Annotated in this window: 10 protein-coding genes; 9 read left to right on the top strand and 1 reads right to left on the bottom strand. The window is 59.7% G+C overall.

The genetic code is table 11. The annotated features are described in order from the left end of the window. Window positions 1-181 precede the first annotated feature (181 nt). The 8 genes from ACN9MZ_RS15915 (at window position 182) to ACN9MZ_RS15880 (ending at window position 6,246) form a co-directional block, all read left to right on the top strand. Window positions 182-1,645, top strand: a complete 1,464-nt coding sequence (locus tag ACN9MZ_RS15915; RefSeq protein ID WP_426337956.1) for a protein adenylyltransferase SelO — start codon at window positions 182-184, stop codon at window positions 1,643-1,645. A gap of 10 nt (window positions 1,646-1,655) precedes the next feature. Then, on the top strand, window positions 1,656-2,054 hold the full coding sequence (gene msrB / locus ACN9MZ_RS15910; RefSeq protein ID WP_426337955.1) for a peptide-methionine (R)-S-oxide reductase MsrB: 399 nt from the start codon (window positions 1,656-1,658) through the stop codon (window positions 2,052-2,054). Between the two features lie 4 nt (window positions 2,055-2,058). Then, the gene (locus ACN9MZ_RS15905; RefSeq protein ID WP_426337954.1) at window positions 2,059-2,688 is read left to right on the top strand and encodes a septation protein A; all 630 of its coding nucleotides are present in this window, start codon (window positions 2,059-2,061) and stop codon (window positions 2,686-2,688) included. Continuing rightward, on the top strand, window positions 2,685-2,957 hold the full coding sequence (locus ACN9MZ_RS15900) for a BolA family protein (protein WP_426161555.1): 273 nt from the start codon (window positions 2,685-2,687) through the stop codon (window positions 2,955-2,957). The genes ACN9MZ_RS15905 and ACN9MZ_RS15900 overlap by 4 nt, the downstream gene beginning before the upstream one ends. A 120-nt stretch (window positions 2,958-3,077) precedes the next feature. Continuing rightward, window positions 3,078-3,857 carry a peptidylprolyl isomerase gene (locus ACN9MZ_RS15895; protein ID WP_426337953.1) on the top strand — a complete coding sequence of 260 codons (780 nt, stop codon included), beginning with the start codon at window positions 3,078-3,080 and terminating at the stop codon, window positions 3,855-3,857. A 64-nt stretch (window positions 3,858-3,921) separates the two neighbouring features. Beyond that, complete coding sequence (locus ACN9MZ_RS15890) at window positions 3,922-4,698, top strand: peptidylprolyl isomerase (RefSeq protein ID WP_426337952.1); 777 nt, start codon at window positions 3,922-3,924, stop codon at window positions 4,696-4,698. Window positions 4,699-4,723: 25 nt separating this feature from the next. Further along, a complete protein-coding gene (locus ACN9MZ_RS15885; RefSeq protein ID WP_426337951.1) occupies window positions 4,724-5,422 on the top strand; it encodes a DNA alkylation repair protein in 699 nt (232 codons plus the stop codon). Between the two features lie 143 nt (window positions 5,423-5,565). After that, window positions 5,566-6,246, top strand: a complete 681-nt coding sequence (locus tag ACN9MZ_RS15880) for a hypothetical protein (RefSeq protein WP_426337950.1) — start codon at window positions 5,566-5,568, stop codon at window positions 6,244-6,246. Between the two features lie 3 nt (window positions 6,247-6,249). On the opposite strand, the gene purL is transcribed toward ACN9MZ_RS15880, so the two are convergent. Beyond that, a complete protein-coding gene (gene purL / locus ACN9MZ_RS15875) occupies window positions 6,250-10,293 on the bottom strand; it encodes a phosphoribosylformylglycinamidine synthase (protein WP_426337949.1) in 4,044 nt (1,347 codons plus the stop codon). A 219-nt stretch (window positions 10,294-10,512) separates the two neighbouring features. On the opposite strand from purL, the gene ACN9MZ_RS15870 reads away from it, so the two are divergent. After that, the gene (locus ACN9MZ_RS15870) at window positions 10,513-12,123 is read left to right on the top strand and encodes a tetratricopeptide repeat protein (RefSeq protein WP_426337948.1); all 1,611 of its coding nucleotides are present in this window, start codon (window positions 10,513-10,515) and stop codon (window positions 12,121-12,123) included. Window positions 12,124-12,130 lie beyond the last annotated feature (7 nt).

Below are 12,130 nucleotides of genomic sequence, written 5' to 3'. Positions count from 1 at the left end.
CGTGCCTAAAAGTTACTCATGAACGAAATCAAGCGGTTAACCTCAGCAGTTAAATCTGGAGCAAAAAAAATGTAAGAATTCTCGACATTGACATGAAAGTCAGCCCTGAGTTCGTACGGAAACTTAGGTTTCCCTTAGTCCGCAAGACGGCAGCGGGTGCCTGCGTTAAAATGCGCTGGACATGAGTGCTACTAACTTCCAGTTTGAAAATTCCTTCGCAGGTTTGCCGCCTGCGTTCTACACGCACCTGATGCCGACCCCGTTGCCGGCGCCCTACCTTGTTGGGCTGAGTCCTGCGGCTTCACGCCTCATTGGGCTTGAACCAGCGATGCTGGCTACGCAAGAAGCGGTCGATATCCTGATCGGCAACCGCGTCGCCGAACGTTCGAAACCGCTGGCCGCGGTCTATTCCGGCCACCAGTTCGGCGTCTGGGCTGGCCAGCTCGGTGATGGGCGCGCCATCTTGCTCGGTGATATCGCGACGGCCGAAGGCCCGATCGAACTGCAACTGAAGGGCGCAGGCATGACCCCGTATTCCCGGATGGGCGACGGGCGCGCCGTGCTGCGCTCATCTATCCGCGAATTCTTGTGTTCAGAAGCGATGCACGGCCTCGGCATCCCGACCACGCGCGCCTTGTCGGTTGTCGGCTCCGACCAGGGCATTGTGCGCGAGTCGATCGAAACGGCGGCCGTGGTGGTGCGCATGGCGCCAACCTTCATTCGCTTTGGCTCATTCGAACACTGGTATTACAAGCAGAGGCCGGAAGAACTGAAGCAACTGGCCGATTACGTCATCGAACGCTTCTACCCTGCCCTGCGCGACGAAGAAAACCCCTATGCGGCCTTGCTGGAAGAAGTGACCCGCCGCACCGCGCGCATGATCGCGCACTGGCAAGCCGTAGGCTTCATGCACGGTGTGATGAATTCCGACAATATGTCGATCCTGGGACTAACGCTTGATTACGGCCCCTTCGGCTTCATGGACGGCTTCGACGCCAACCAGATCTGCAACCACAGCGACGAGCATGGCCGCTACTCATATGCCAACCAGCCGCAGATCGGTCACTGGAACTGCTACGCCCTGGCACAAGCCCTGTTGCCGTTAATTGGCGAAGTCGAACTGACGCAGGAGGCGCTCGACGTCTACCAGCCTGAGTTCGCCCGCCACATCGACCTACTTCTACACGCCAAACTCGGCTTGACGACCACGCAAGAAGCCGACCGCGAACTGCTGGACAGGCTGTTTGCCATCCTGCAGGCCAACCACACCGACTTCACGATCTTCTTCCGCCGCCTGGGCGGCTTGCGTTCCGGCGGGCCGGAACAAGACGAACCGTTGCGCGACTTGTTCGTCGATCGTTCCGCTTTCGATCATTGGGCGGAAGCTTATCGTGCGCGCCTGCGCAGCGAAAACAGCGACGATGCAGCGCGCAAACTTGCGATGGATCAGGTCAATCCAAAATATGTGCTGCGAAACTATATGGCACAGGTCGCCATCCAAAAGGCGCAGAATAAGGACTTTTCCGAAGTCGAGCGACTGCTGACCCTGCTCGAGCATCCCTTCGACGAGCAACCAGAGAATGAACAATATGCAAGCTTTCCGCCGGACTGGTCCAGCCAGCTCTCGGTAAGCTGCTCTTCGTGAAAGATCGAAAATGAGCGACAAAGTAGTCAAGACCGATGCCGAATGGCGCGACCAGCTCGACCCGATGGAGTACCAGGTGACCCGCCACTCCGCCACCGAGCGCGCATTTACGGGCAAGTTCTGGGACCACCACGAGCATGGCATTTATACCTGCGTATGCTGCAACACCCCGCTTTTCGAGTCGGATGCCAAATTCGATTCTGGCTGCGGTTGGCCGAGTTACTTCAAGGCGCTCGATCCTGCGAATATCATCGAGAAAACGGATCGCTCGCATGGTATGCTGCGCACCGAAATCATCTGTGCAGTATGTGACGCCCACCTGGGCCACGTCTTCCCTGATGGCCCGCCGCCGACCGGATTGCGCTATTGCATTAATTCGGCCTCGCTGCGCTTTGAACCGAAGCCTTGAAAAGATGAAGATTATTTTTGACCTGTTTCCGCTGATTCTGTTCTTCGTCAGCTACAAATTTGCCGGCGGTCACCAGGAGGCCGCGCATGCCATGCTGAATGCCCATCTTGGCGGCCTGGTTTCCGGCGGAGCGATTCCAGCATCGCAAGCGCCGATCGTGGTTGCAACCATCGTCGGTATTATCGGCACGGCTGCCCAAGTCTTATATCTCTTGGCCCGCCGCAAGAAAGTCGATGGGGCTCTATGGGTTTCCCTGGTAGTGTTTATCGTATTCGGCGGCATGACCATCTATTTCCACGACGATGACTTTATCAAATGGAAGCCGACCATTATTTACTGGTCGCTTGCGACGGCAATGCTGGTGGCGTACCGCTTCTTCGATAAAAACATGATCCGCCTGGCGATGGAAAAGCAGGTACAGCTGCCGGAACATGTCTGGGTTCGGCTGCATTTCATGTGGATTACCTTCTGGCTGGTGCTGGGTTTCGTGAACCTGTTTGTCGCCTTCATCCTGTTCAAGTCCGATAACGACGCCTGGGTCAATTTCAAGGCTTTCGGAGTTACCGGTTTGATGCTGGTGTTCTTTATCGCACAGGCTTTCTACCTCTCTAAACATATTAAGGATGAAGCATGAGCGACCCACGCTTGGCCAGGATTCGCGAGCGCCTGGAAGCATCGCTGGCCCCATCTGAAATCGTATTGGAAGATGAATCCGCCCTGCATGCCGGCCATGCCGGTGCGGCCTCCGGCGGCGGCCATTATCGACTGAAAATTGTCTCTACTAAATTCGAGGGTGTGAAACTCGTCATGCGCCATCGTCTGGTGTATGATTCCGTGCACGATATGATGCATAAAGAAATTCATGCATTGGCCATTACCGCACTGGCACCGTCCGAAGTATGATATGCGCGGAGTTTTTGGGAAACATCAAAAAGAACCTCGATCGTTGAATAGTAGAGACATCTCGGCGAACCAGCCCAAAATCCCCGCGATTCAGTAAACTTTCCCTAGGAATTAGACTAAATGACTTTCAAGCCAGCCCGCTTGCTGCTCGCACTTATCGCCCTCGCTGCTGCACCAGCTTTTGCCCAGAACGCCGCTGTCGTCAATGGCAAAGCCATCCCGACCGCCAAAGTTGACGCCCTGGTCAAGCAAGTCGTTGCCCAAGGCCAGCAGCAAGACACCCCTCAACTGCGCGAAATGATCAAGAAATCCCTGATCGGCCGCGAAGTAATGATCCAGGAAGCGGAAAAGCAGGGCCTGGCCAAGAGCAAGGACGTGACCACTGCTCTGGAACAGGCTCGCCAGGACATCATGCTGAACGCCCTGGCCGCTGATTACGTGAAGAAGAACCCGGTTGGCGACGCCGAGATCAAGGCTGAATACGACCGCGCGGTTGCTGCCGAAGGCGACAAGGAATACCACGTGCGCCACATCCTGGTGGAAACCGAAAAGGAAGCGAACGACATCATCGCCAAGCTGAAAGGCGGCGCCAAGTTCGAAGACCTGGCCAAGAACTCCAAGGACACCGGCTCCGCTGCTAACGGCGGCGACCTGGACTGGGGCACTCCAGCCAACTTCCCTAAAGTGTTCGCCGATGCCTTCACTGCCCTGCAAAAAGGCCAGATCACCGAGAAGCCAGTGCAAACTCCAAGCGGTTTCCACGTGATCAAGGTTGAAGACACCCGTCCAGTCAAGCTGCCGACCTTGGAAGAAGTGAAGCCACGTATCGCCGACTCCCTGATGCGCGCGAAACTGCAGGCCTATCAGGAATCCCTGGTGAAGAAAGCCAAAGTACAATAATCCGTCACGGACCTGATCCGGCGCCCAAGCGGCGCCGGATTTATTTTAACTAAGGAAATACTCAATGAAATTCAAACCAGCCACCCTGCTGTTGGCCCTGATCGCAGTTGCAGCTACCCCTGCGTTTGCCCAGAACGTCGCTACCGTGAACGGTAAAACTATCCCATCGGCCCAGATGGAAGCCGCTGTCAAGCAAGCTGCTGCCCAAGGCCAGCCTGACTCGCCACAACTGCGCGACATGATCAAGAAATCCCTGATCGGCCGTGAAGTGCTGGTGCAGGAAGCCACCAAGCAAGGCGTTGCTGCCAACAAGGAAGTGAAAGACGCCCTGGAACAAGCGCGCCAGGACATCATCATCCGCGCCCTGCTGGTTGACTATGTCAAGAAGAACCCTGTGAGCGACGCAGAAATCAAATCCGCTTACGACCAGTTCAAGGCTTCCAAAGGCGACAAGGAATACCATGCCCGCCACATCCTGGTGAAAACCGAGAAGGAAGCAACCGACATCATCGCCAAGCTGAAAGGCGGCGCCAAGTTTGAAGAGCTGGCCAAGGCCTCGCAAGATCCAGGCTCGGCTGCCAACGGCGGCGACCTGGATTGGGCGGCACCAGGCAACTACGTAAAACCTTTCGCTGACGCCATGGTCGCCCTGAAAGACGGCCAGATCACCGACAAGCCGGTGCAGTCCCAGTTCGGCTACCACGTGATCAAGCTGGAAGGCTCGCGCGCCGCCAAGGTACCGTCGCTGGAAGAAATCAAGCCGCAGATCGCCGAGTCCCTGACTCAGCGTAAAGTTGCAGCTTACCGCGACCAGCTGGTGGCCAAGGCCAAAGTGCAATAATCCCGATGCGCCTTTAGCGGCCATCTTGACGAAGCGCCCCACGGGGCGCTTTTTTATTATGCCAACAAGCAAAGACATCATTGCCGCCCTCGCGCCGCTGGCCGATGCCTCGCGGGCGCCAGCCATGCGCGCCTATATGCGCGAGCACTTCCCCTTTCTCGGCATTCCCACGCCGGCGCGACGCGAAGCACTCAAGCCGGCCATCCGCGCCTTCAAGGGCGCGCCGCCGGCGGAACTCCTTGGCATTGCAGATGAGCTATGGCGCCTGCCGGAACGTGAATACCAGTATGCGGCACTGGATTTGATGGCTGCGCACTGGAAACAATTCAGCACCGGCGATTTACCGGAATTGCTGGCTTTTGTCTTGCGCAAATCCTGGTGGGATTCGGTCGACGGCATGGCTGCGATTATCGGTGATGTCCTGCGTTTCGGGCACGAGGGCATGGACCAAGCTATAAAACACGACAGCTTCTGGATGCGGCGAATTGCCCTGCTCCACCAATTGGGATGGCGGGACAAAACCGACGAAATACGCCTGTTCCGCTATTCACTTGCGCTCGGCCATGAAAATGAATTTTTCATTCAAAAAGCAATTGGCTGGGCCTTGCGGGATTATGCACGGTACGCCCCACATAATGTCGCTCATTTTATTAATGAAAATAAGACGGGGTTGTCGAAGCTGAGTGTACGCGAGGCCGGCAAGCATCTCGTGCCCTTGCCGTAAGCTGGAAACTGGTGCATACGTGCCAGTAGTTAGCATGCATACTGCCAGCCGCCACTCGACATCAAAACAACAGTAATAATGCGCACAATTGCCGCCCCTAAAAATGTCGAGTTAAACTCGTGACAACTAAATGGAGGCTGACAATGAATAAACTCGCATTACGGCAGTTAATCCTGTGCGGCGCTTTTATTACCGCGACGCCTGCCATGGCAAGCGTTATCGCCACATTCGACGACCTGCCATTCCCTCCGGCGCTTGATAGTGCGACCGGCATCCAGTGGACAAATGCCAGCAGCAGCCTGGAATACCAGGGTGTTATTTGGGATGCCAGGTTCGGCGTGGTTGGCGACCAATATCGGGTTGGCGGGCCGAGCGGCCCATTATTCGGCATTCCTCATTCCGGGCACTACTTTGTCTCCAATTCGAGCGGTTCGAGCGGCATGACGATCACGACCGATAAAATCCTGACCGGCGCATGGTTCGGCCGCAACCAGTACTACGGTTTCGGCGAGGGTGGCGCTGACCAGGTCACGATTGTGGCGCTGAATGGTGCAAGCGAGTTGGGCTCAGTCGTGTTCGACTTGCCTGAAAGTCATCCGGGTTTGCCGGAACCGCTGTCGTTCGTCAATACCAGCATTTTCGCTGCGCTGGGTCCAATCACGGGCTACCGGATCGACCGGCGCGAACTTGGCCAGCAGAACGGAAACTGGGTCGCCGACGATTTCCAATTCGTCGATGCGACCCAGGTACCGGCTCCGGGTGGAGCCGTCTTGATGCTCGGCGGCATGGCCGCCTTGCTGGCGGCCCGCCGGAGGCGCGCTTAGCCCTTAACCGATGAACTTGCGCGCGTTACCCCACATGCGCGCCCAAGGCGAATCCTCGCCCCAGCCGTCTGGATGCCAGGAATTCTGCACCGTGCGGGAAACGCGTTCAGGGTGCGGCATCATCACAGTGAAGCGGCCATCAGGCGTCGTCACCGAGGTCAGGCCGCGCGGCGAACCGTTCGGGTTGTACGGATAGGCTTCGGTGGCGCTGCCTTTGTTGTCCACGAAGCGCAGCGCACCAATTGCCTCATCGATATTGCCGGTCTGGCTGAAGTCGGCGAAACCTTCACCGTGCGCGATGGCGATCGCGGTCTGGGTGCCGGCCATGCCCTGCAGGAAGATTGATGGAGAATCCAGCACTTCCACCATCGAGAAGCGTGCTTCGAACTTCTCCGACTTGTTGGTGGTGAACTTCGGCCACGCATGCGCGCCAGGAATCAGCGATTTCAGGTTCGACATCATCTGGCAGCCGTTGCAAATGCCCAGGCCAAAGGTGTCCTTGCGCTGGAAGAAGGCCGCAAATTGCTCGGCCATTTCAGGGTTGAACAGGATGGACTTGGCCCAGCCCTCGCCCGCACCGAGCACGTCGCCGTAGGAGAAGCCGCCGACAGCGATGATGCCCTGGAAATCAGCCAGCGATACACGGCGCGAAATCAGGTCGCTCATGTGCACGTCGACAGCGGCGAAGCCTGCACGGTGCATTGCCCAGGCCGTTTCGATATGCGAGTTGACGCCCTGCTCGCGCAGGATGGCAACCCGTGGACGAACGCCGGTGGCCAGGAAAGGCGCCGCGACGTTTTCCGCCATGTCGAAGGTGATTTTCGGCTGCATGCCCGGATCGGTTTCATCCAGCAGGCGATCGTATTCGGCATCCGCCGTGGCCGGGTTTTCGCGTACGCGGGAAATGCGCCAGCTGGTTTCGCTCCACAGGCGGTGCAGGTCGGCGCGCGGCTGCGAGTAGATGATCTTGGCGTCGCGGGTGAACTCGATCACGCCACGGTCGTTCGGCTTGCCGACGATGTGGCTGCAAGCGCCCAGGTTGAAGGTGCGCAGCACGTCCATCACAGCCGATTTCTCGTCGGCACGTACCTGGATCACCGCGCCCAGTTCCTCGTTGAACAGCGCGGACAGGGTCAGTTCATTGCGGCGTTCAGCCACCTGGCCGGCCCAGTTCTTGGCGTCGCCGTGATCCATGGCGCCCTCTTCGCCCAGGGTCAGCATGTCCAGGTTGACGGACAGGCCGGCGCGGCCGGCGAAGGCCATTTCGACCAGGGTTGCATACAGGCCGCCATCGGAACGGTCGTGGTACGCCAGGATCTTGCCTTCCTTGTTCAGTTGCTGGATGGCGTTGAAGAAGCCTTTCAGGTCTTCCGGCGAATCCACGTCCGGCGCGGCATTGCCCAATTGGCCCATCACTTGCGCCAGGGCCGATGCCCCCATGCGGTTTTTGCCGCGGCCCAGGTCGATCACGATCAGGGAGGTTTCGCCCAGGTCGGTGCGGATCTGCGGGGTCAGTGTCTTGCGCACGTCGTACACCGGCGAGAAGCCGGAAACGATCAGGGACACCGGCGAAATCACGGCCTTGTCGGTGCCCTCGTCCTTCCAGGTCGTGCGCATCGACAGGGAATCCTTGCCGACCGGGATCGACAGGCCCAGCGCCGGGCACAGTTCCATGCCGACCGCTTTCACGGTGTCGAACAGGGCTGCATCCTGGCCTGGCTGGCCGCAGGCAGCCATCCAGTTGGCCGACAGCTTGATGTCGGAAATGTCGTTGATAGGCGCCGCTGCCAGGTTGGTGACGGTCTCGCCCACGGCCATGCGGCCGGACGCCGGCGCGTCGATCACTGCCAGCGGAGTACGCTCACCCATTGCCATCGCCTCGCCCACGTAGCCGTCGTAGCTGAGGGTGGTCACGGCGCAGTCGGCCACGGGCACCTGCCATGGGCCGACCATCTGGTCGCGCACGGACATGCCGCCCACGGTACGGTCGCCGATGGTGATCAGGAAGCTCTTGTCGGCGACGGTTGGCAGCAACAACACGCGCTTGGCAGCTTCGTCCAGCTGGATGCCGGTCAGGTCGATCGCCGGCAGCTCGTGCTGGACATGCTTCACATCGCGGTGCATCTTGGGCGGCTTGCCCAGCAGGACTTCCATCGGCATGTCGACCGGGTTATTGCCCATTTCCTGGTCGATCACCTTCAGCTGGCGCTCTTCCGTTGCCACGCCGACAACGGCGAATGGGCAGCGTTCACGTTCGCACAGTGCCTGGAACACGGCCAGGTCGTTCGGGGCGATCGCCAGCACATAGCGTTCCTGCGATTCGTTGGACCAGATTTCTTTCGGCGCCATGCCGGACTCTTCCAGCGGCACCTTGCGCAGGTCGAAAATCGCGCCGCGCTTGGCGTCGTTCGTAATCTCAGGGAAGGCATTCGACAGGCCGCCCGCGCCCACGTCGTGGATTGAAATGATCGGGTTCTTGTCGGCCAATTGCCAGCAGCCGTTGATGACTTCCTGGGCACGGCGCTCCATTTCAGGATTGCCGCGCTGGACCGAATCGAAGTCCAGGTCGGCGGTATTGGTGCCGGTCGCCATCGACGAGGCCGCCGAACCACCCATGCCAATGCGCATGCCCGGGCCGCCCAGCTGGATCAGCAGGCTGCCAACCGGAATGTCGTTCTTGTGGGTATGCGAACCGGAAATATTGCCGATACCGCCGGCGATCATGATGGGCTTGTGGTAGCCCATCACGGTGTCCTTGCCGCCGGCGAACTGCTGGCCGATATTCTGTTCGTAGGTGCGGAAGTAGCCACCCAGCACCGGACGGCCGAATTCATTCGAGAACGCGGCGCCACCCAGCGGGCCTTCGATCATGATCTGCAGCGGCGAAGCGATGCGCTCCGGCTTGCCGTACACCTGGCTTTCGTCGCGCTTGCCGACCGGGGCGGTCACGTTGGCGGCGTTTTCCCACGCCTGCACGGCGCCAGGGATCATCAGGTTGGACACGGTAAAGCCGGTCAAGCCTGCCTTGGGCTTGGAGCCGCGGCCGGTTGCACCCTCGTCGCGGATCTCGCCGCCGGCGCCAGTCGAAGCACCCGGGAACGGGGAAATCGCGGTCGGGTGGTTGTGGGTTTCCACCTTCATCAGGGTGTGCACCAGCTCGGTGGAAGGCGCGTATTCCTGGCCTTCGCGCGGGTAGAAGCGGGTCACTTCGGCGCCTTCGATGATCGAGGAGTTGTCCGAATAAGCCACGACGGTGCCGCGCGGGTTCTTCTCGTGCGTGTTCTTGATCATCTTGAACAGCGACTTGTCCTGCGCCACGCCGTCAATGGTCCAGTCGGCGTTGAAGATCTTGTGGCGGCAGTGCTCCGAGTTGGCCTGCGCGAACATCATCAGTTCAACGTCGGTCGGGTTGCGCTTGGCGTTGGTGAAGGCTTCCAGCAGGTAGTCGATCTCGTCGTCCGACATTGCGAGGCCCAGGTCGGTATTGGCCTTTTCCAGCGCGTTGCGGCCGGCGCCCATGACGTCGATCGATTCCAGCGGCTTGGCTTCCAGGCTCGAGAACAGGCCGGCAGCCTGGTCCGGGTGGCGCAGCACGGATTCGGTCATGCGGTCGTGCAGCAGCGCGGCGACCGCTTGCGCCTGCTCGCTATCGAGCTTCCTGGCCGCGCCCAGGCCAGTTCCCAGGATGCCGCCCTTCAGGTTGATGCGATACGCAACGCCACGCTCCACGCGGTGGATATGCGCCATGCCGCAGTTGTGCACGATGTCGGTGGCCTTGGACGCCCATGGCGAAATGGTGCCGAAGCGGGGAATGACGACAAACTCTTCCACCACGCCCTCGGCATGCTCCGGCAATGCTGGCTCGCCGTAGGTCAGCAAGCCATGCATGCGGTTCAAATCGTCTTCGGACAGGGGAGAAGCAGAGTCGACAAAGTGGATAAAGCGGGCTTGGACCGACGTGATGGACGGCAGAACGGCTTGAAGCTGGTTGAGGAGGCGTTGGCTACGGAAAGAGGACAGGGCGTTGGAACCCGGCAGAATCAACATAGTGGGGGCGTGAAGAATGCAGCGTTGCTGCGGTTTAAAGGAATACTGTGCACGAGCTGACTGGTCTTGCTGTATTTCGATTTGCCGACATTATACTTGTTTCAGGCATCACTTCCCACCCTTCGTTCATTGGTCCGAAAGCAACATTTGCTGCATTTACGCCTGTTTTTTGAGCGGCCTTGGGGTATTCTCCCTCTATGACAGCCTTCTGCCCTCAAAATGCAAGAATATAGCGACCTGTCAGTCCTGCTAATCGACCCCAACCAGCATATGCGCAGCGGACTGCACAATATGCTCGGCCAGTTGGGGATTACCCGCATCGAGGATGGCGTGAGCGCAGGCACGGCCATCCGCCACCTCGAAAAGAAGGCGTTTGACCTGGTGTTTTGCGAATACGACCTGGGCAACGAACAGGGGCAGGATGGGCAGCAGTTGCTGGAAGACCTGCGCCACCATGAGCTGCTCCGCCCTTCCACTGTCTTCATCATGTTGACCACCGAGGGCGTATACAGCAAGGTGGTGAGCACGGCGGAATTGACGCCGACCGATTACATCCTCAAGCCTTTTACAGTCGATGTGCTGGCGCAGCGCATCGCGCGGGCTGTCGACCGGCGCGCCGCCCTGCTTCCCGTGCACCAGATGATCGAACGCGACCGGCTGCGCGAAGCCATCCTGGCCAGTGAAGTATCGGCCGCGGCCAACCCGCGCTATGCGACGGAATGCGCCCGCCTGCGCGCAGAGGCGCATGCCGCGCTGGGCGAAAAGGCGCTGGCGGAAGCGATCTACCGGGAAATCCTCGAGACCCGGCCGCTCGGCTGGGCCCAGCTTGGCCTGGCGCGGTGCCAGTTCGACCAGGGCCAGTTCGCTGAAACGCTGGAGACCCTGCAGCGCCTGATCGAAGACAATCCCAGGTACATGGCGGCCTACGACCTGATGGCCCGCACCCAGCAGGCCCTAGGCCGCGCGGCCGATGCCCGCGCGGCACTGGAAACAGCGGTGTCGATATCGCCCCATATGGTGCGCCGGCTGCGCCACCTGGGCCAGGTGGCGCTCGAGGCAGGCGATCTTGATGCAGCTGAAAGGTCCTTCAAACAAGTAGTTGCCAAGTCCAGGTACTCCGAGTTCCGCGACCCCGAAGACCATGTCAACCTGGTGCGGGTCCTGGTCGGGAAAGGCGATGCCGCCGGCGCAGCCAACGCCTTGCGCGAGCTCGATCGTTCAGCGCGCAGCGGCCCGGCGACGGATGCTTGCAGGGCTTTTTCCGCCGTCCTGCTGCAGGAATTGAACAGTAATGGCGCGGCGATACAGTTGGAGCTGGCAAATGCCGTGCGCGCTGCCGGCGAGGCGGATAGCCTTTCCAGCGCGCTGAAACTCGGCATTGCGGAAAGCTGCCTGAAGCAAGGCATGGACGAGCAAGGCATGCAGTTGCTCGATGCGCTGGCCAGCGCCCCTGCCAGCGGCATCAGCGAATCCGATACGGCTGCCGTCTACGAGCGCAGCGGACGCGCCGAACTGGCGCAAAACCGCGGCGACAGCGTGGAACGCTACCTTGACGGCCTGGTGCGGCAGGCGGCCGTGCGCAGCGGCCAGGGCGACCAGCGTGGCGCCATCGAGGTGCTTCAGGTAGCTGTGCGGCGGCGCCCCGACAATGCCGGCCTGATCTCTGCCCTCGCCTCCGCCATGCTGCGCCTGATGGGGGATAGCGGCTGGGAAACTGCGCTGGGCGAGCAATGTGCGGCGCTGTTGCTACGCATGCGCAAGGCAGATCCCCATCATCCCATGCTGGCTGCGTTATCATCACAATATGTCACCCTGCGGGGCAAACAATAAGAGACAA

Origin of the sequence: Pseudoduganella sp. S-14 (genome assembly GCF_049913285.1) — a bacterium.
GTDB lineage: Bacteria > Pseudomonadota > Gammaproteobacteria > Burkholderiales > Burkholderiaceae_D > Rugamonas.
Note: the sequence above shows the minus strand (reverse complement) of the source record. Positions and strands in the feature narration are given on the sequence as shown.

Bases quoted from the DNA above. Each gene is read 5' to 3' on its own strand.
- ACN9MZ_RS15915 (WP_426337956.1), top strand. From the start codon at position 182: ATGAGTGCTACTAACTTCCAGTTTGAAAATTCCTTCGCAGGTTTGCCG.
- msrB (WP_426337955.1), top strand. From the start codon at position 1,656: ATGAGCGACAAAGTAGTCAAGACCGATGCCGAATGGCGCGACCAGCTC.
- ACN9MZ_RS15905 (WP_426337954.1), top strand. From the start codon at position 2,059: ATGAAGATTATTTTTGACCTGTTTCCGCTGATTCTGTTCTTCGTCAGC.
- ACN9MZ_RS15900 (WP_426161555.1), top strand. From the start codon at position 2,685: ATGAGCGACCCACGCTTGGCCAGGATTCGCGAGCGCCTGGAAGCATCG.
- ACN9MZ_RS15895 (WP_426337953.1), top strand. From the start codon at position 3,078: ATGACTTTCAAGCCAGCCCGCTTGCTGCTCGCACTTATCGCCCTCGCT.
- ACN9MZ_RS15890 (WP_426337952.1), top strand. From the start codon at position 3,922: ATGAAATTCAAACCAGCCACCCTGCTGTTGGCCCTGATCGCAGTTGCA.
- ACN9MZ_RS15880 (WP_426337950.1), top strand. From the start codon at position 5,566: ATGAATAAACTCGCATTACGGCAGTTAATCCTGTGCGGCGCTTTTATT.
- purL (WP_426337949.1), bottom strand. From the start codon at position 10,293: ATGTTGATTCTGCCGGGTTCCAACGCCCTGTCCTCTTTCCGTAGCCAA.
- ACN9MZ_RS15870 (WP_426337948.1), top strand. From the start codon at position 10,513: ATGCAAGAATATAGCGACCTGTCAGTCCTGCTAATCGACCCCAACCAG.